The sequence below is a fragment of the Nannocystis pusilla genome (genome assembly GCF_026626665.1).
In the GTDB taxonomy this organism is placed as follows: domain Bacteria; phylum Myxococcota_A; class Polyangia; order Nannocystales; family Nannocystaceae; genus Nannocystis; species Nannocystis pusilla.
Window position 1 is genome coordinate 6,936,866 of record NZ_JAPNKE010000002.1, and the last position, 18,854, is coordinate 6,955,719.

Sequence of the window (18,854 nt, forward strand, 5' to 3'; positions counted from 1 at the left end):
CGACGGCGAGCGCCGCTTCGCCGCCCTCGAGGCCTGGACGCGCGCGCGTGCCCGCGGCGCAGGAGCGGCTGTACCAGTGGTCGGGCCAGGTGTTCGAGACCCTCGACGGCCTCGCGCACATCGGCCCCGACCCCGAGGGCGCCGCCAATGTCTACATCGCGACCGGTGATTCGGGCATGGGCATGACCCACAGCACGATCGCGGCGATGATGCTGAGCGCGCAGATCTGCGACGGCGAGAGCGAGTGGTCGCAGCTCTACGACCCGCGGCGCAAGCCGCTGAAGGCCAGCGGCGAGTTCTTGCGCGAGAACGCCAACGTCGCCGCGCAGTACGCCGATTGGCTGCGGCCGGGCGAGGTCGGCTCGATCGACGAGGTCGCGCCGGGCAGCGGCGCGATCCTCCGCTCCGGCCTGCACCGCGTCGCCGTCTACCGCGAGGAGAGCGGCGAGATCCACGCCTGCTCCGCCGCCTGCCCGCACCTCCTCGGCTCGGTCACGTGGAATCACCTGGAAAAGACGTGGGACTGCCCGTGCCACGGCTCGCGCTTCGATCGCCTCGGCGAGGTGATCGCCGGGCCCGCGCGCTCCGGCCTGCGCGTGCTCGACCCGCGCACGCTGCGTTGATCCGTTGCGCTCGCGTCGGCTCGCGCCGACCATTCGCATGAGGCGCGGCCCTGCCTCAATTCGCTCGCACGTCGCCGGCCCGCGGCGCTCGCGTCTCGCGGGCCACGCGGGCGAACGTCGACAGCGCGCGGTCGAGGCGGGCCAGGCCGCGCAGGGCCGGGTCCGACGAATCGGGGCGATCGACCACCCGCGGTGAGCAAGGCGTCTTGCGGGCGGCGAGTGACTCGGCGAGCTCGCGGGCGCGGTCGGCCAGGCGGAGCGCGACCGCGTGGGCGCGCTGCACCGCGGCCTCGTCGAGCGCGCGTGGGTCGAACATCAACAGCGGTCGCGCGTGGAAGCACACCGCCGCGAACGCGAAGAACAGCCGCCGCATCTCGCGGGTCGAGGGCAGCGGCACCCCGCCCGCGGCGCCCTGGACCTCGCTCCGCACGTCGCGCAGCTTGCGGTCGAGCGCCCGCGCGGCCGCGCGACGGTCGGCGCGCTCGGGGCCCGGCAGCGTGTACGTGACCGCGAGGTCGTCGGCGAGCAGGCGCAGCGCGTCGATCATGTGGGCGCGGATCGTCGCGCGCGTCGACACCGGGAACACCAGCATCGCCACCCCTGCGCCGACCAATACCCCGACCAGCGTCTCGAGCACGCGCAGGTACAGCAGCTCGTCCGAGAACATCCCCAGCAATTGTACAGCACCGCGATCAGCGTCGTGAACGCCGCCACCATCCACGCGTAGGCGAACTGCAGCGTGTAATAGGCGATGAACATGCACGTGAACAGCACCACCAATTCGAGCGACACCCGGCCCTGGATCGCGTGGGCCACCAGCAGGCCGACGATCACGCCGACCAGGGTGCCCGTCATTCGTTGCCACGCGCGCGCCAGCATCGCCCCGCGGGTGTTGGCGCGGTTGAACACCATGAACGCCGCCATCACCGCCCAGTAGGCGCGCGAGCTGGCGACCGCGTGCCCGGCCGCCAGCGCCAGGCCGGTCGCCAGCGTCGCCTGGGCCGCCAGGCGCAGCGACCACGTCCACGTCGGCGTATTGCGGGCAGCGGCCGGCTCCGGCTCGCGCCCCTCGCTGCGGACCGTCGGCAGCTGCGCGTCGAGCTTGAGCGCCGCCAGGAGCGAGCGCAGCGCTCGCTCGAGCAGGCAGGCGCTGCGGGTCGCCTTCGTCAGCGCCGCGATCGCCTCCGCGGCCGCCGCCTCGTCGCCGGAGCGCACCGCGCTGCGAGCGGCCTGCAGCGCCGCCGCGATCGCCTGCCGCGCGGGCGGTGCGAGCGCGATCGTCGGCACCGCCGCCGCCGCGACCTCCTGCAGCGCCAGCTCGAGCGCGAACACCTGCTCGCGCAGCGCCGCCGACCTCGCGCTCGCCGGATCGACGCGATCGATCTGCTCGTCGATCGCCAGCGCCGACTCGTTGATCGCCCCCAGCGTGCGCCGCAGCGCCAGCACCCGCCGCGGCGTCTCGCGCCCCTCGGCCACCAGCGCCGCCAGCTGGTGCAGCGCCACCGCCACCGTCCGCCGCAGCGCCGCCAGGCGCAGCCGCAGCCGCGTCTCGGGCCGCTCGCGCACGACCCAGAAGCGGGCCGCGTAGGCCAGCGCGGTGGCGATGCACACGCTCGTCAGCATCAGCGGCAGGCGGGCCAGGTCGGCGCGGAAGTAGAGGGCGAAGAAGTAGGCGAGGAAGCCGATCATCCCGAGCGCCAGACCGCGCGGACCGAACCGGCGGACGAGCACTGCGACGAACGCGTTGGCCAAAAACAGCCCGTCGCGCAGCCACGGGACGCCGTGGACCAGCGTGCCGAGCAGCAGCGCCGCGCAGGCCACCGGCGGCACCAGGGCCGTGGTGATCCGCTGGGCCCGCGGCGTCGGGTCGTTGACGGTCGCCACGCCCATCATCGCCACGTTGATGCCGACGAGCGCGACGCTGGTCGGCTCGCCGAGCGCCTGGGCGAGCCCGTGCAGCAGCGCGGCCGCGGCGATCGCAGTGAGGGTCACGCGCGCGGCCTGCCGCAGCCGCACGAGCTCGGCGTCGGCGATGACCACGACGTCCGCGAGGTGGGCCGCATCGAACCCGCGCCCGCTGTTCGCCTGCGCCATGGCCGGGCCGATCTATGGCCCGAAGCGAGCGGCGCGCAACTCGCTTGCCGGGCGCCGGTCGCCGCGCGCGGTCGCGGCCGCGGCCGAGCGGCCCCAGCCTCGCCGCGGCGCAGGCCGCGACCGGCATCTGGCTGTCAGGACATATCCTTCACAACATGACCCAAAGAGCATGTGCTTTTCGACATGTTTTTTAAGACACCAGAAAGCCTTCAATCGACCGGACGGTACAGCACATCGGTCCGCAGCACGAACTTCTCGCCGCGCGTCACCTCGCAGGCCTGGTGCAGCACGCGGTGCTGGAACAGCAGCGCCCGGCCGAGCTGCGGCGTCACGCAGGCGCCGAGCTCGACGAAGTCGGTCGCCCCGCCCTCGAAGCCCTCGTTCAAATAAAACACCAGAGTCAGTAGGCTGCGCACCCCGTCGGCCAGCTCCACGATCGTGTCCCAGTGGGCCCCGTGGCGCTCGCCCGGGCCGTAGCGGTACAGCCGCAGACGCGGGTTGGCGCCCACCAGCACCTGCCCGGACAGGCGCGCCGGCACGTGCGCCCGCACCCGCCCGAGCAGCGCGTTCGCCTCGTCGGCGTCGTCCCACATCACCCGCGTGTTGTTGCGCGTCTCCGGCTCGACCACCGGCCCGCCGCCGGGCCCGACGATCGGCGCCACCTCGGCCTGGCCCGCGCGCATCTTCGCCACGTACCACGCGCATTCTTCGGCCGACAGCGCCCCGTCGACGGTCCAGTGGAGCGGGCAGGTCAGGTCGAGGAAGCCGGCGTACATCGGCCGCGATCCTAGCAGCCGCCCGACGATCGCGACGGGCTCGATCGCGCCTCTGCCGTGGTACCGTCGCGCCCGATGTCGATCGTGTTCTCGATCCGCGCCCTCGTCGTCGAAGGTCAGCTCGCAGGCGTGCGCACCCGCGACGACCGCGAATCCGTCCGCGCGCGCCTGGGCCCACCCGACGAGCAGGTGGCGGACGCCGAGGAGGACACGGAGATCTGGCGCTACGGCAACTTCGAGATCCTCTTCTCGGGCGAGAAGGCGTCCAAGCTCTCCCACCACGACCTGGGCCACCTCCAAGCCGGTCCCGGGCGCGAGCTCGACGCGTGGATCCTCGGCGGGCCGGCGGCGCTCGATCGGGATGCGGTCATCGCCCGCCTCGTCGCCGAGCAGGTTCCCTTCGTCTCCGGCCGCGATTATGACGACCGGCGCCTGTTGCAAGTCCGAGGCGGGGCTCGCCTTGTGTTCGATCGCAACGAAGACACCGGGGTCGAACTCTGGCGGGGGATCGAGGCCGAACCTTACGCCAACGGCTTCACGCCCGACCTCGCGCCGCCGACGGGACCGACCCTCGACAGGTTCCTGTTGATCCGCCGGATGTCCGCGTACACCAGCGCCGACGTGCTCCTCGGCGTCTTCACCACGGCCGCGCTCGCCGACGCCGCGCGAGCGGCCTACCTCGCGCGCTACACCGCCGATCCGGCCAGCGACCCGTGGCACGAGCAGGCCTACAAGGACGACGGCCTCGTCGCGGACGACCTCGAGGTTCGATGCTTCTCCGGCCCCGCCGAAGCGACCGAGGTCGTCGTCGTCAGCGACTACGCGGAGGGCTTCGGGCAGGTCATCCGCAGGTTCGACTCCCTGCACGCATCCATGGCCGCGGCCGAGGCCCGGATCGCGGCCCTGAACGACGTAGAGGACATGTTCCCGCACTACGCCCTGCCGCAGCTCGCCCGCCTCGACGCCCTGCTCTCGGACGCCGAGAAGGACCAGCCCTACCTCAATTATTCCGATACGGACGAGCCCGATCCGGACGCTCTCCGCGATACGGCTGAGTCCGACGAATAGCGACCTCGACCGCGCATCACGAGCAGCGCGGACCGCGGGGCCATCACCGTCGAGCTCGCCATGGACGCCACGATTCGGCCCGCAGCGGCGGCTCCGCGCGTCGAGTTCGCCCGCCCCGCCGATTTGCTGCATACATTGTTCGCACTCCCACGAAAGGCCGGCGGATGACCCCCCTAGGCATGAAGACGGTGATCGCGCTGTTCGACACGGCGGCTGACGCGAAGTACGCGGTCGACGCCCTGCTCCTGCGCAAGTACGACCGCACCGACATCAGCGTGGTCGCCAACGACCTCGCCACCTTGCACGAGGCCCCGCCGCACGCCGGCCAGATCGCCGCCGGCGCGCTCAGCACGGTCGTCGGCCTGGCCGCGTTCGCCGTGCCCTACGCCGGCCCCGTGCTCGCGGCCGGCCCGATCCTCGGCGCCCTCGGTGCCGTCGGCGCCGAGGAGATCGACAACCCCGGCTGGCTCGCCCCCGCGCTGGTGAAGATCGGCATCCCCGACGTCGAGGCGCGCAAGTTCAGCGACGCGTTCAACCGCGGCGGCGCCGTCGTCACCGTGCGCACGCGGGAGATCGACGCCGACAACGTCGCCCGCCTGCTGTCCGCCTGCGGCGCCGTCGACGTCGACGAGCGCATCCGCCCCGAATCCCGCCGCCGCTCGACCGGCTGACCCCCTCACGACCGCGGCTCGCGGTGCGAGCGATCGTACGGAAAGCGATCGCCGTGCGGCTTGGCGCAGCGGACGAAGCAGCGGTGGCGCACCAGCTCGCGCCACTCGTCCGCAGTCAGGTCGTCCTCCGGATCGGGCGGCCCCGGCGTCGCGTCGACGTTATAAAAAAACTCGCCGGCGATCGTGTAGTCGCGGCGGAAGCGGGTGCGCCACTGCGAATTGCCGCCCCAGCCGTGCGACAGATCCTGCGCCGGCCGATTGTTGCGAGCGTACGCCCAGTACATCGTCGACCCCTCCGCGATCTCATTAAAAAGGTGCCGGCGCCCTGCCGCCACGCGGACCCCGGCGCGCGCGAACAGCAGCGGCCCGAGCATGTGCCCCGGCCACTGCTCGGCCAGCAATGCGGCGGCGCCTCGTCGTCAGCGTCCTGCTCGACGAGCACGACCTCGTGAAAGAACGGGTGAAAGCGCGGCTCGCCGATCGGCTGCATCTCGAACGCCGCCGTGAATTCGTCATAGGCCGCCGGCGGCACCGCGATCGTCCAGCCCCCGTCGTAGCCCGGCCGGCGCGCGAAGCCCAGGCGCAGCAGGTCGCACACGCGTGACATCGCGTAGAGGCGCCAGCAATCCTCGATCGTCAGCGCCGGCACCTCCGTGACCCGCGCCGCCGCCAGCGCGCCGAACCACCGCCGCTCCGCCTCGTGCGCCCGCGCCCACGGCAGCACCACGTCCTCGGCCAGGCCCGCGCCGTCGTAGTCGAGGATCGCCCGGTACAGCTCGCGGTACGGCCCCTGGTCGCTGTGCATCGCCGGTCGAGCCTACGCCTTTTGCCGCCCGCCCGCACGGCGATCGAGCGAGTGACTCTCGGCGGCGGCTGCCCCGCGGCCCGTGGCACCGCGGTGACGTGGGTCATGCGATTGGCGGGCGGGACCGTCGAGATCGACCCACGCCGGCGGGCGCTCTCCGGTCGCGCCCCGCGATCGCTTGCGGCGCAGGCGATCGCCGGCATAGCAGACACCGCTCGCAAACGAGCACCGCAGCGCCGGAGAACCGTGGCCCAGCTCTTTCGCCCATCCGCGGACCGCCGCGTCCGTCTGGTCCTGTGGGGCCTCCCGCTCGGCCTCACCCTCGCGGGCGTCGTCGGCTACTACCTGTCGAGCTCCGACTGGAGCACCGGCGTCGGCAACCCGCTCGCGCAGCCGGTCCCGTTCAGCCACGACCACCACGTCGGCGGCCTCGGCCTCGACTGCCGCTATTGCCACGAGACCGTCGAGCGAGCCGCCTTCGCCGGCGTCCCCCCGACCGAGACCTGCATGCATTGCCACGCCCACCTGTTCGCCGACGCCCCGCTGCTCGCGACGGTCCGCGACAGCTGGAACGACGACCGGCCGATCCGCTGGCAGCGCGTCCACGACCTGCCCGACTTCGTCTACTTCGATCACAGCATCCACGTCCACGCCGGCGTCGGCTGCGAGACCTGCCACGGCCGCGTCGACCGGATGCCGCGGATCCGCCGATTCGCCGATCTTTCGATGAAGTGGTGCCTCGAATGTCACCGTGACCCGACCCCGCACCTGCGACCGCCCGACGCCGTGTTCGTCATGGGCTGGCGGCCCGACCCGGACGCCCCGCCCGTCGCCCTCGCGGACGCGCCCCACGTCAGCTGCTCGGAGTGCCATCGATGAGCGACCACGACCCGCTCGGCCGCCGCGCCTTTTTGCAGCGCATGAGCGCCGGCCTGGCCGCCGCCGGCCTCGGCGGCTGTCTGGAGCGCGACCCCCCGGAGCGGATCGTCCCCTACGCCCGCCAGCCCGAATACATCGTCCCCGGCGTGCCGCTGTTCTTCGCCTCGGCCTTCGTCCGCGACGCCTACGCCTACGGGATCCTGGTCGAGACCCACGAGGGCCGCCCGACCAAGATCGAGGGCCACCCCGAGCACCGCGCCAGCCTCGGCGCAACCTGTCCGTTCGGACAGGCCTCGGTGCGCGAGCTGTACGACCCGCGGCGCTCGACCGGCGTGCGCCGCGGTCACGAGCCGAGCAGCTGGCCCGCGTTCCTGCGCGAGGCTCGGGGCTGGTTCGCCAAGGGGCGCCGCGTCGGCGTGCTGACCGGGCCCACCACCTCGCGCATGCTCACTGACGGCCTCGCGCGCCTCGCCGCGCGCTGTCCCGGCCTGCGATGGTTCGTGTCGAGCCCGGTCGGCCGCGACAACCTCCACGCCGGCCTGCGGCGGCTGTTCGGCGGCGCCTTCGCCTGTCACTACCGGCTCGATCGCGCCCGCGTCGTCCTCAGCCTCGACGACGATCTCCTGTTCGTCGATCCCGGCCGCCTGCGCCACGCTCGCGCGCTCGCCCTGCGACGGCGGGCCGAGCTCGACCCCGCCGAGGCGCTGCGGCTGTACGCGCTCGAGAGCTTCCCCGGCCTCACCGGCGCCGCCGCCGATCACCGCCTCGCGGTGCGCGTCGGCGACGTCCCCGGCCTCGCCCGCGACGTCCTGCGCGGCGTCCTCGGCGATCCTCTCGACGACCCCTGGCTCGCCGCCGCGATCGCCGACCTCAAGTCCGCCGGTCCGACCGGCCTCGTCGTCGCCGGCCCGCATCAGCCGCCGCAGGTCCACGCCATGGTCCACGCGGCCAATCAATTGCTCGGCGCCGCCGGCCGCACCGTCGTCTACACCGAGCGGCTCGAGCGTCAGCCCGAGGGCCCCGAGCACGCCTTGCCGGCCCTCGTCACCGCGATCGCGCGGCGCGAGCTCGACGTCCTGCTCGTCCTCGACGAAAACCCCGTCTACACCGCCCCGGCCGACCTCGGCTTCGCCGACGCCCTGGCCGGCGTGCCGTTCACCGCCCACCTCGGCCTGTACCGCGACGAGACCGGCGAGCGCTGTCGCTGGCACCTGCCGCTCGCGCACCCGCTCGAGGCCTGGGCCGACGCCGCCGCCGACGACGGCGAGGTCACCCTGTCGCAGCCGACCATCCGCCCGCTTTACGACGGCCTCAGCGCGCCCGAGCTGCTCGCCGCTCTGACCGACGACCCCGCGCGCGGGCGCGACCTGCTCGAAAGGACATGGAGCGACCGCGCCCCCGCCGACGCCGACCTCGCCCAGTGGTGGCGGGCCGCGATCCACGACGGCCGCCTGCCCTCGCCGACCACCGCGGTGACCACCGCGATCCGCGGCGAGGTCCTCTCGTCATTGCTCACCGAACATGTCCCATCGGACATATCATCCCCCGACCTCGCGCTCGCCTTCCGCCCCGACCCCGCCGCCTGGGACGGGCGCTACGCGCTCGACCCGTGGCTGCAGGAGCTGCCGCGGCCGATCACCCGGCTCATGTGGGGCAACGCCGCCTTCGTCGCCCCCGAGACCGCCCGCGCCCGCGGCCTGCAGCACGGCGGCGGCGTGCGCCTGAGCGTCGGCGATCGCAGCGTCGACGCCCCGGTCTACGTCCTCGCCGGCCATCCGCCCGATCAGCTCACCGTCCACCTCGGCTACGGCCGGCGCGCCCCCGCGGCCGGCGTCGGCTTCGACGCCTATCGCCTGCGCTCCGCCGGCGCCCCCTGGACGGTCGCCGTCGTCGCCGAGCCCCTCGCGGCCGGCGACCCGCTGATCGTCGATCGCCACCGCGGCGACGAGCACGAGCACGGCGACGAGCACGCCCGCTGGTTGCCCCGCGGCGAGCCGGCCCACCTCGTCCCGCCCGGCCTGCTGCCCGCCTCGATGCACCCGACCCGCCCCTTCGGCGAGCACGCCTGGGCCATGGCGATCGACCTCAACGCCTGCATCGGCTGCAACGCCTGCGTGATCGCCTGTCAGGCCGAGAACAACATCCCCACGGTCGGCCCCGCCGAGGCCGCGCGCGACCGGGCGCTGCACTGGATCCGCATCGACACCTACGCCGACGCGCGCGGCGAGGGCCCGCGCTGGCGGTTCCAGCCGGTGCCGTGCATGCAGTGCGAGCACGCCCCGTGCGAGGTCGTGTGCCCGACCGGCGCCACCCAGCACAGCCACGACGGCCTCAACGACATGACCTACAACCGCTGCTTCGGCACGCGCTATTGCGCCAACAATTGCCCCTACAAGGTCCGGCGCTTCAACTTCTTCGACTACGCCGGCCGCGAGCTCGTCCCCCTCGATCTCCAGCGCAACCCCGACGTCACCGTGCGCACCCGCGGGGTCATGGAGAAGTGTACGTATTGCGTGCAGCGGATCCGCGGCGCCGAGATCGCCGCGCACCGTGAGGGCCGGGCCGTCGGCCCCGTCGTCACCGCCTGTCAGGGCGCCTGTCCGGCCCGCGCGATCGAGTTCGGCGACCTCGCGCGGCCCGACGATCCGGTGCTCGTCCTGCGCCAGGACGACCGCGCCTACGCGCTCTTGGCCGAGCTCGGCACCCGCCCGCGCACCAGCTACCTCGCGCGCCTCGTCCACCCCAACCCTGCCCTGCGCGCCGCGGCGCCGCCCGAGGAGGAATGACGTGACCCGCGGCGTCGACTCCGAGCGCTGGACCGAGGGCGAGCCCGACCTCGCCGAGGTCAACGACCTCGTCGTCGGCACCGTGCAATCGCCGCGGACCCGGCGGAGCTGGCTCGTCGCGCTGACTCTGGCCGGCTTCGGCGTCCTCGCCCTCGCCCTCGCCGTGTTCGGCGTGTTCTGGTGGTACGTCGGGATCTGGGGCATCGACACGCCCGTCTATTGGGGCATCGCCATCACCAACTTCGTCTGGTGGGTCGGCATCGCCCACGCCGGCACCTTGATCAGCGCGATCCTCCTGCTCGCCGAGCAGCCGTGGCGGCGCTCGATCAACCGCTTCGCCGAGGCGATGACCCTGTTCGCGATCGCCTGCGCCGGCATGTTCCCCTTGCTGCACCTCGGCCGGCCCGAGTTCTTCTATTGGCTCCTCCCGTACCCCAACACCTACGGCTACTGGCCGCAATTCCTCAGCCCGCTGGTGTGGGACTTCTTCGCGGTCGCCACCTACGGCACCGTCTCTCTCGTGTTCTGGTACATCGGCCTGGTCCCCGACCTCGCCACCATGCGCGACCGCTCCACCGGCCTGCGCGCGCGCGTCTACGGCCTGTTCGCGCTCGGCTGGCGCGGCTCGGCGCGCCACTGGGAGCGCCACCAGATCGCCTATCTGCTGCTCGCCGGCCTCGCCACCACGCTCGTCGTCTCCGTCCACACCATCGTCAGCTTCGACTTCGCCGTCGCGCAATTGCCCGGCTGGCACGTCACGGTGTTCCCGCCCTACTTCGTGGCCGGCGCGATCTTCAGCGGCTTCGCCATGGTGTTGACATTGCTGATCCCCGTGCGCGCGTGGCTCGGCCTGCGGGCGCTCGTCACCGCGCGGCACCTCGACTACTGCGCCCGCCTCATGCTCACCGCCGGCCTCGTCGTCGCCTACGGCTACGCCGCCGAGCTGTTCTTCGCCTGGTACAGCGGCGACCCCCACGAGCGCGACCTCCTCGCCAGCCACCTCCACGGCCGCTCCGCCCCGCTGTTCTGGCTGATCGTCGGCCTCAACGTCGTCCTCCCGCAGTCCTTGTGGTGGCGGGCCGCGCGGCGCAGCACCGTCTGGCTGTTCGTCCTGTCGATCGCCATCAACCTCGGCATGTGGCTCGAGCGCTGGCTCATCGTCATCAGCTCGCTCGAGCACGGCTTTCTGCCGACCACCCGCGGCGCATATTGGCCGACCTTCTGGGACTGGCTCACGCTGGCCGGCACCCTCGGCTTCTTCACCTTCTTCATGCTGCTGTTCCTCCGCTTCGTCCCGGCGATCGCCATGTCGGAGCTGCGCGAGCTCGTCGCCGAGCGGCGGCGGAGGGGCGCATGAGCGGCCTGCGGGGCCTTTTGGCCGAGTTCGCCGGCGCGGACGACGTCCTCGCCGCCGCGCGCGCGGCCCGACGCGCCGGCTACGTCGCGCTCGAGGTGTTCTCGCCCTACCCCGTCGAGGGCGTGGCCGAGGCGCTCGCCTTCCGCTCGCGGCTCGCGTGGGTCACCTTCATCGCCGGCCTGCTCGGCGGCGCGACGATCTTCCTGTTCCAGGGGTGGGTCCACGCCATCGACTGGCACCTCGACATCGGCGGGCGGCGGTCCTTCGCCGCCCCCGCGTTCATCGTCCCGACCTTCGAGATCACCATCCTCTCCGCCGCGCTCGCCACGGTGTTCGCCATGTTCGTGAAGAACGGCCTGCCGCGCCTGCACCACCCGCTGTTCGCAATCCCCGCCTTCGAGCGCGCCAGCCAGGACCGCTTCTTTTTGTTCATCGGCGCCGACGATCCGCGCTTCGCCGAATCGGCGGCGCGCGCCTTCCTCGAGTCGCTCGCCCCGCTGGAGGTCCACGATGTCCCGCGCTGACGCCGTCGCCCTGCTCTTCGCGCTCGCCGCCTGCGAGCAGAAGATGCGCGACCAGGCGCGCCTCGACCCGCTCGAGCCGGCCCCCTTCTTCGCCGACGACATGGAGGCCCGCAACTCGCCCGCCGGCGTGGTCCCGCGCGGCCAGGCGCGCCTCGACCGCCACCTGTGGCAGGGCCGCGGCGCCGACGGCCTGTTCGTCGCCACCTATCCGTTCGCCATCACCCGCGCCGACCTCGCCCGCGGCGAGCAGCGCTTCGCCATTCATTGCACCCCGTGCCACGGCCGCCTCGGCGCGGGCGACGGCGTCGCGGTCCAGCGCGGCTACCCGGCCCCGCTCCCCTTCACCGCCGCCCGGCTGCAGGGCGCCCCGGTGGGTCATTTGTTCGACGTCGTCACGCACGGCCGGGCCACCATGCCCGACTATGATCATATCGACGTGTACGACCGCTGGCGGATCGTCGCCTGGGTCCAGGTGCTGCAATTGAGCCAGCACGCCCCGGCCGCGGTGCTCGGCGCCGACGACCGCATGCACCTCGTGGAGGCCCGGCGATGACCCTCGTCCTCGGCGCCACCCTCGTCCTCGCCGCCCTCGCCGCCGCGGCCGGCCGCGCCTCGCCGGCCTTCCTTCACGCGTGGCTGCTCGCCTGGCTGCTGTGGCTCGGCGTCGTCCTCGGCGCGCTCGTCTTCCTCTGCATCCACCACCTCGTGCGCGGCCGCTGGGGCGCCACCGTCCGCCCCGTGCTCGCCGCGATGACGCGCACCCTGCCCCTGCTCGCGCTCCTGTTCCTGCCGATCGCCCTCGACCTCGACGTCCTCTACCGGTGGACCGATCTCGAGTGGCTGCAGGCCGGCCCGCTGCGCGCCGCCAAGGCCGCCTACCTCGACGCCGACTTCTTCCTCGCCCGCGCCGCGGTCATCCTCGTCGTCTGGAGCGTCCTCGCCTCGCGGCTCGCGCGACCGGGGCGGCGGCCCGGCCTCGCCGCGCTGACGCTGGTCGTCTTCTTCGCCACGGTCACGATCGCCGCGGTCGACTGGGTCCTCTCGCTCGACCCCGACATGAGCACCAGCGCCTTCGGCCTCGCCCTCGCCACCGGCGACGCGGTGGCCGGCTGGAGCGCCGTCGTGATCGCGGTCGCCCTGCTCCACGGCCGCAGCGCTCACGCCCCGCTGGTCGTCCCCGAGCGCGCGCAGCAGCTCGGCACCCTGCTGTTCGCCGCGTTGATGCTGTGGGCCTACATCGCCTTCACCCAATACCTCCTGGTGTGGGGCGCCGACCTCCCGCGCGAGGTCGGGTGGTTCTTGCCGCGGATCCGCGGCGACTGGGGCCGCGTCGCCTGGTCGCTGGTCGGCCTGCACTTCGCCGCCCCGTTCGTCCTCCTGCTGCAGCGGCCGATCAAGCGCAGCCCCGCGCGTCTGGCCGCGGTCGCCGCATTGCTGTTGTCGATGCACTACGTCGAATTGCTGTGGCTCGTCGTGCCGTCGCGCGGCCTGCCGCTCGGCTGGCTCGACCTCGCCGTGCCGCTCGGCCTCGGCGCCTTGTGGGTGCTCGCGGTCGTGGTGTTGCTCGGGGGCGGCCCGCTCATCGGCCTGCCGGAGGAGGACATCGACCGTGTCTGATCATTCCTATGAGCGCGAAGATCTGCCCGACCACCGCCGCGGCGTGCGGGACGCCGGCCTGATCGTCGGCGGATTGTTGTTCGCGGGCTTCCTGGTCGCCGGCGCTGCCGTCCGCGTGTTCGGCCCCGCCCCGAGCGAGGGCCTCGAGGGCGCCATCCCCACGGACGTCCTCCGGCAATTGCGCGCCGACCTCGAGGCCGAGTGGGCCGCCCGCGCCGACGCCTGGGAGTGGCTCGATCGCGGCCACGGGGTCGCGCGGATCCCCGTCGCGCGCGCCGCCGAGATCTCGCTCGCGCGCGGCTTCCCGACCCGCCGCGACCCGCCGCGACCCGTCACCGCGAGGGTTTTACCAAGATGACGCGCCTCGCCATGCCCTTCGAGATCCTGCCCGCGGCCGCCAGCGCCACCAGCGACGCGGTCGACCTCGTGGTCTTCCTCGTGTTCGCGGCGATCGGCCTCGTCAGCCTCGGCGTCATCGTGGCGATGGTCGTGATCGTCGTCCGCAACCGTCGGCGGCCCGGCAACCTCACCGGCCGCGGCCACGATCCTGCCACCATTTGGCGGACCGAGCTCGGCTGGTGCGCGGTCACGGCGGTCGTCTTCCTCTGCCTCTTCACGCTCGGCGCGGTCACCTTCGATCGCGTCCAGCGCGTGCCCACGAGCCCCGACATCCTCGACGTCGCCGTCACCGCCAAGCGGTGGATGTGGTCCTTCCAGCACCCGAACGGCCGCCGCGAGCTGTCGCAGCTGCACGTCCCCGCCGGCCGCGTTGTCCGCCTCCACCTCACCAGCGAGGACGTCATTCACAGCTTCTACGTCCCCGCCTTCCGCCTCAAGCAGGACGTCGTGCCCGGCTGGCTGCGCACCGCCTGGTTCCGCGCCACCGCTCCGGGCACCTACGCCCTCGCCTGCGCCGAGTACTGCGGCACCGAGCACGCGCTCATGCGCGCCGACCTCGTCGTGATGGAGCCGCACAACTACGATCATTGGCTCGCGCAGGGCGACGACCCGCGCCCGCCGCTGGCCGCCGCCGGCCGGGCCCTGTTTCAGAGGCTCGACTGCGGCGCCTGCCACGAGACCCACCTGCGCCGCCGCGCCCCCCGCTCGAGGGCCTCTACGGCCGCCCCGTGGCCCTGCGCGACGGCAGCAGCGTCCTCGCCGACGACGACTACATTCGTCGCAGCATCCTGCGCCCCGACGCCGACGTCGTCGCCGACTACCAGGGCGGCGTCATGCCGACCTACGCCGGCCTCGTCGACGACGACGAGCTGCTCCTCCTCGTCGCCTACATCCGTTCGCTCGCCGACGTCGAGGGGGTGAGCCCATGAAGTCCTGGCTGACCACCACCGATCACAAGCGGATCGCCCTGCTCTACCTCGGGACGATGACGCTCTTCTTCACCCTCGGCGGCCTGCTCGCCACGGTCATCCGCGTCGAGCTCGCCACCCCCGCCTCCGACCTCGTCACCGCCGAGACGTACAACCGCCTGTTCACGCTGCACGGCGTGATCATGGTGTTCTTCTTTCTAATCCCCTCGATCCCGACCTTCCTCGGCAACTACCTTTTGCCGCTGATGCTCGGCGCCTCCGACCTCGCGTTCCCGCGGCTCAACCTCGCCAGCTGGTACGTCTTCGTCGCCGGCGGTCTGCTCACCTTGACCGCCATGATCGCCGGCGGCCTCGACACCGGCTGGACCTTCTACACCCCCTATTCGACCACCTTCAGCGACTCGCACGTGGTCCTCGCGGTGCTCGGGGTGTTCCTCGCCGGCCTGTCCTCCGTGTTCACCGGCATCAACTTCCTCGTCACCACCCACCGCCTGCGCGCGCCCGGCCTGACGTGGATGCGCCTGCCGCTGTTCGTGTGGTCGCTCTACGCGACCTCGCTGATCCTCGTGCTGGCGACCCCCGTGCTGGCGATGACCCTGCTGCTCGTCGCCATCGAGCGCGGCCTGCAGGTCGGCATCTTCGACCCCGAGTTCGGCGGCAGCCCGCTGCTGTTCCAGCACTTCTTCTGGTTCTACTCGCACCCGGCCGTCTACATCATGATCTTGCCGGGCATGGGCGTCGTCAGCGAGCTCATCCCCTGCTTCTCGCGCAACCGCCCGTTCGGCTACGAGTTCGTGGCCGCGTCCAGCCTAGCGATCGCGGTGTTCGGCTTCCTCGTGTGGGGCCACCACATGTTCGTCGCCGGCCAGTCGTACTTCGCCAGCGTCGTGTTCTCGTTCCTCTCGTTCGCCGTCGCCGTACCGAGCGGCGTCAAGGTGTTCAGCTGGCTGGGCACCATGCACCGCGGCTCGGTCTGGCTGACCACGCCGATGATCTACGCCCTCGGCTTCGTCGCCCTGTTCACGATCGGCGGCGGCACCGGCCTCGCGCTGGCGATGCTCGCCGTCGACGTCCACCTCCACGACACCTACTTCGTCGTCGCCCACTTTCATACGATCATGGTCGGCGGCATGCTCATGGCCTACCTCGGCGGCCTCCACTTCTGGTGGCCCAAGATCAGCGGCCGCATGTACTCCGAGCGCTGGGGCCGGATCGCCGCCTACGTCCTGCTCATCGGCTTCTTGCTGACCTTCCTGCCCCAATTCCTGCTCGGCACCCAGGGCTTGCCGCGCCGCACCGCCTCGTACCCGCCCGAGTACCAATTGTTGCACGTGCTGTCGTCCGCCGGCGCGACCATCCTCGCCGTCGGCTACGTCCTCCCCGGCATCTACCTGCTCGCGTCCCTGGTCCGCGGCCGCCCCGCCGGCGACAACCCGTGGGGCGCGACCGGCCTCGAGTGGCACACCACCTCGCCCCCGCCGCCGCACAGTTCGCGGTCCCTCCCATCATCACCGACGACCCCTACGATTACCCGCGCGCGCCCCAGCCCACCGCGATCGGAGCCCGCGATGTCTGAAGCCGTGCGCGAGCCGTTCGCCGACCTCCCCCATCAACGCGACGCCGTCGCGCTCGGCATGTGGGCCTTCCTCGGCCAGGAGGTGCTGTTCTTCGGCGTCCTGTTCCTGTTCTACATCAGCCTGCGCCTGCGCCACCCCGAGCTGTTCGCGACCTTCGCCCCGCGCCTCGACTGGCGCCTGGCCACCGCGATGACCGTGGCCCTGCTGCTCAGCAGCTTCACGATGGCGCTCGCCGTCCGCTTCGCGTTCACGCGCATGCGCCTGAAGCTGCTGTTGTCATTGCTGGCGACGCTGGCCCTCGGGGCCGCGTTCCTGGCGATGAAGGGCTGGGAGTACGCCCACCACTTCGCCCGCGGCGAGACCCCGTTCGTCGACCTCGCCGACGAGCTCGGCCCCGGCCCCGGCCTGCCGACGTTCTTCGGCCTCTACTTCGTCCTGACCGGCTTCCACGCCCTGCACGTCATCGGCGGCCTGGTCGCGCTCGCGTGCCTGGCGATCGCCGCCTGGCGCACCCCGGCGATGGACCTGCGCGGCTCGCCGGTGATGGCGGTGGGCCTCTACTGGCACTTCGTCGACATCGTGTGGCTGTTCCTGTTCCCGGCCCTGTACCTCGCAGCGAGGCTCACATGAACCCTCACGACGAGACCACCCCCGCCCCGACCGTCGGCGCCGCCCTCGTCGTCCTGCTGGCGCTGTTGATCTTGACGGCCACCACCGTCGGCCTGGCCTTCCTCGAGCTCCCGCCGGCGGTCCACGTCACCCTGGCGATGACGATCGCCGCGATCAAGGCAGCCCTGGTCGCCGCCGTGTTCATGCACCTGCTGCGCGAAGCCCCGGCGACCCGCCTGGTCGCGCTCATGGCGGCGATCCTGCTGGCCATCTTCATGCTCATGGTGACGGTCGACATCCGCCATTTGGGCGGCGGGTGATTTGCCGAGCTCGGACGTACGTCACGAGGACCTCTGCTCACCTCTCGCGCGATGATCCAAAGCCAGCCGATCGCAGCGCCCCACCTGGAGAGCGAACGTGAAGGCTAAAGAGCGCCTAAGGTGACGATGTAGGCGACACGCCATGCGCGAGTCCGACCTCTTCTTGACCTCTTGCTCACTGATTTGCGACTGGCGTACACTATAACGTGGCATGGTCCGGGACCTTCTCTTAGAACTCATCAAGCGATCTGGGGCATCTCCGTTTCTCTTTGCGGGGGCTGGACTCGGGCGGCGGTACTTGAACCTGCCCACTTGGGAAGGCCTACTACGAAAGTTTGCTTCAGAAACCAGCAGGCCATACGAATATTATGTCACGATCGCAGGGCGAGAAAATTTCCCCAGATTAGGCTCTGTCATTGCAGAGGCTTTTCGTGAAGTATGGTGGACCTCGCGAAGAGAAACAGGAGCGCCGCCGGAATTACTGTCAGAAATGACCGATTTTTCAAGCCCCTCAAGGTTGAAGTCTCCAATTTTCTTAGAGCGCAATGCGAGAAACTCAGGGAAACACCCCTAGCAAACGAGCTACACTTACTTCGCTCCGCGAAATTCGATGGAATTATCACAACCAACTACGATACAATCCTCGAGAATGTTTTTCCCGATTATAAAGTCTATTCCAGCCAAGACGACACTCTATTTCAAGTATCTCACGGAGTGGGTGAAATCTTTAAGATTCATGGCTGCGCAACTAGGCCGAACACTCTCGTTCTCACAGAACAAGATTATCGGGCCTTCAGCGACAAAAATGCTTATCTGGCAGCAAAACTGACGACCCTATTTTTGGAGCATCCGTTCGTTTTCCTAGGATACTCAATCTCGGACCCCAACATCCGGTCAATCCTCCAAGCGGTGACTGCATGTTTGCCAGCCAGCAATTTGAGCTTCTTCAGAATCGGCTAATATTCATTGAATACGTGCCAGGCACGGGAGGAGGACAGGTGGATCAACATACGATGGGGCTGGGCCATGTAATCTTGCCTGTCACGCGGGTCCAAGCCGAATCATTCATTGAGATCTACGAAGCTCTCGGCGCCATCGAGCGAACCATTCCGGTCTCAGTCTTGCGAAGAGTCAAGGAAAGAATTTATGAGTTGGTACGAACGGCAAACCCAAGGGGAGCACTGAAGGTTGTGGACTTGAACAACGACACGCTCCTGCAGGATCTGGAGGTCGTAGTAGGCGTGGGCATTGCCAACCCACTGGGCCAGAAGGGCTATGACGCAATCTCTCGGGTAGATCTGGTGGACGATGTTTTAAAGGGAACCGGTCAGCTCGACCAAATGCAAATCGTGAAGAGAGTCTTGCCGCGCATCGTCACCAAAAGCACATGGGTTCCCGTATGGAGGTACGTAAAAGCGGGCATTGATGCCGGAATAGACGTTTCAGCTCCGCTCATGAAGTACGCGGAGAAAACGTTGGACGATTTTAGGCCCAGGGTCAGCCACGCCAACAGACCAAGAAAGTCTATCCCCTACGCAACAATATCTGAGATTTCGAGTTCAGGAGAAACGATGGCCAAGGCTCTCTATTTAATTCCGCAATTACGCGACAGCGCGCTCATCCCTGAAGATTTACGGGCATACCTCACTCGACATCGTGCCATTCTTGATGATCCAGGCCAGAATGGAATTCATTCACAGTACATGAAACTTGTTTCATTGCTCGATTTTCTAGAATTCGGCCGCTGATAATCGGACATCATTTCCCGCGTTATATGTCGGCTGTTTCTGCCATGACCGGCGGAATAATATCGGCATATC

The 18,854-nt window shown here is 70.2% G+C and carries 19 protein-coding genes and 1 pseudogene; 17 read left to right on the top strand and 3 right to left on the bottom strand.

Translation table 11 applies throughout. The annotated features are described in order from the left end of the window. Nucleotides 1-47 precede the first annotated feature (47 nt). Nucleotides 48-623 carry a Rieske 2Fe-2S domain-containing protein gene (locus OV079_RS30595; protein ID WP_267772550.1) on the top strand — a complete coding sequence of 192 codons (576 nt, stop codon included), beginning with the start codon at nt 48-50 and terminating at the stop codon, nt 621-623. 543 nt (nt 624-1,166) lie between these two features. Here OV079_RS30595 and OV079_RS30600 read toward each other — a convergent pair. After that, the gene (locus OV079_RS30600) at nt 1,167-2,717 is read right to left on the bottom strand and encodes an FUSC family protein (RefSeq protein ID WP_267772551.1); all 1,551 of its coding nucleotides are present in this window, start codon (nt 2,715-2,717) and stop codon (nt 1,167-1,169) included. A 209-nt stretch (nt 2,718-2,926) separates the two neighbouring features. Next, complete coding sequence (locus OV079_RS30605; protein ID WP_267772552.1) at nt 2,927-3,493, bottom strand: prolyl hydroxylase family protein; 567 nt, start codon at nt 3,491-3,493, stop codon at nt 2,927-2,929. 75 nt (nt 3,494-3,568) lie between these two features. Between OV079_RS30605 and OV079_RS30610 the strand changes: the two genes are divergently transcribed. Then, entirely contained in the window at nt 3,569-4,561 is a 993-nt protein-coding gene (locus OV079_RS30610) for a hypothetical protein (RefSeq protein ID WP_267772554.1), read from the top strand. A 179-nt stretch (nt 4,562-4,740) separates the two neighbouring features. Next, the gene (locus tag OV079_RS30615; protein ID WP_267772556.1) at nt 4,741-5,232 is read left to right on the top strand and encodes a hypothetical protein; all 492 of its coding nucleotides are present in this window, start codon (nt 4,741-4,743) and stop codon (nt 5,230-5,232) included. Nucleotides 5,233-5,237: 5 nt separating this feature from the next. Here the strand turns inward: OV079_RS30615 and OV079_RS30620 are convergent, their stop codons facing one another. Then, complete coding sequence (locus OV079_RS30620) at nt 5,238-5,633, bottom strand: hypothetical protein (protein ID WP_267772558.1); 396 nt, start codon at nt 5,631-5,633, stop codon at nt 5,238-5,240. Here OV079_RS30620 and OV079_RS30625 point away from each other — a divergent pair. The 14 genes and pseudogenes from OV079_RS30625 (at nt 5,633) to OV079_RS30680 (ending at nt 18,782) form a co-directional block, all read left to right on the top strand. Further along, entirely contained in the window at nt 5,633-5,836 is a 204-nt protein-coding gene (locus OV079_RS30625; RefSeq protein WP_267772560.1) for a hypothetical protein, read from the top strand. The two genes, OV079_RS30620 and OV079_RS30625, sit on opposite strands and share 1 nt — an antisense overlap. 447 nt (nt 5,837-6,283) lie before the next feature. Then, nucleotides 6,284-6,916 carry a cytochrome c3 family protein gene (locus OV079_RS56350; protein WP_267772561.1) on the top strand — a complete coding sequence of 211 codons (633 nt, stop codon included), beginning with the start codon at nt 6,284-6,286 and terminating at the stop codon, nt 6,914-6,916. Continuing rightward, the gene (locus OV079_RS30635; RefSeq protein WP_267772562.1) at nt 6,913-9,702 is read left to right on the top strand and encodes a 4Fe-4S dicluster domain-containing protein; all 2,790 of its coding nucleotides are present in this window, start codon (nt 6,913-6,915) and stop codon (nt 9,700-9,702) included. Before OV079_RS56350 ends, OV079_RS30635 begins: the two co-directional genes overlap by 4 nt. A 1-nt stretch (nt 9,703) precedes the next feature. Beyond that, a complete protein-coding gene (gene nrfD / locus OV079_RS30640) occupies nt 9,704-11,059 on the top strand; it encodes an NrfD/PsrC family molybdoenzyme membrane anchor subunit (protein WP_267772563.1) in 1,356 nt (451 codons plus the stop codon). Beyond that, nucleotides 11,056-11,583, top strand: a complete 528-nt coding sequence (locus tag OV079_RS30645; RefSeq protein ID WP_267772564.1) for a DUF3341 domain-containing protein — start codon at nt 11,056-11,058, stop codon at nt 11,581-11,583. The genes nrfD and OV079_RS30645 overlap by 4 nt, the downstream gene beginning before the upstream one ends. Beyond that, nucleotides 11,570-12,136: a c-type cytochrome gene (locus OV079_RS30650; RefSeq protein WP_267772565.1), complete on the top strand. Its 567-nt coding sequence runs from the start codon at nt 11,570-11,572 to the stop codon at nt 12,134-12,136. The genes OV079_RS30645 and OV079_RS30650 overlap by 14 nt, the downstream gene beginning before the upstream one ends. Then, entirely contained in the window at nt 12,133-13,200 is a 1,068-nt protein-coding gene (locus OV079_RS30655) for a hypothetical protein (RefSeq protein ID WP_267772566.1), read from the top strand. The genes OV079_RS30650 and OV079_RS30655 overlap by 4 nt, the downstream gene beginning before the upstream one ends. Beyond that, nucleotides 13,193-13,558 (top strand): hypothetical protein, encoded by a 366-nt coding sequence (locus OV079_RS30660; protein WP_267772568.1) that lies wholly within the window; start codon nt 13,193-13,195, stop codon nt 13,556-13,558. The genes OV079_RS30655 and OV079_RS30660 overlap by 8 nt, the downstream gene beginning before the upstream one ends. Nucleotides 13,559-13,569: 11 nt before the next feature. Then, entirely contained in the window at nt 13,570-14,520 is a 951-nt protein-coding gene (gene coxB, locus OV079_RS30665) for a cytochrome c oxidase subunit II (protein ID WP_267772569.1), read from the top strand. 4 nt (nt 14,521-14,524) lie between these two features. After that, nucleotides 14,525-16,104, top strand: a pseudogene (locus OV079_RS30670) (cytochrome c oxidase subunit I). Beyond that, entirely contained in the window at nt 16,097-16,735 is a 639-nt protein-coding gene (locus OV079_RS58890; protein WP_420829435.1) for a cytochrome c oxidase subunit 3, read from the top strand. Before OV079_RS30670 ends, OV079_RS58890 begins: the two are co-directional and overlap by 8 nt. Then, nucleotides 16,732-17,034, top strand: coding sequence for a cytochrome C oxidase subunit IV family protein (locus OV079_RS30675; RefSeq protein WP_267772572.1), 303 nt, complete (start codon nt 16,732-16,734; stop codon nt 17,032-17,034). The genes OV079_RS58890 and OV079_RS30675 overlap by 4 nt, the downstream gene beginning before the upstream one ends. Before the next feature lie 438 nt (nt 17,035-17,472). Next, entirely contained in the window at nt 17,473-17,994 is a 522-nt protein-coding gene (locus OV079_RS58895) for an SIR2 family NAD-dependent protein deacylase (RefSeq protein WP_420829436.1), read from the top strand. Beyond that, nucleotides 17,952-18,782 carry a hypothetical protein gene (locus OV079_RS30680; RefSeq protein ID WP_267772574.1) on the top strand — a complete coding sequence of 277 codons (831 nt, stop codon included), beginning with the start codon at nt 17,952-17,954 and terminating at the stop codon, nt 18,780-18,782. The genes OV079_RS58895 and OV079_RS30680 overlap by 43 nt, the downstream gene beginning before the upstream one ends. Nucleotides 18,783-18,854: the final 72 nt, after the last annotated feature.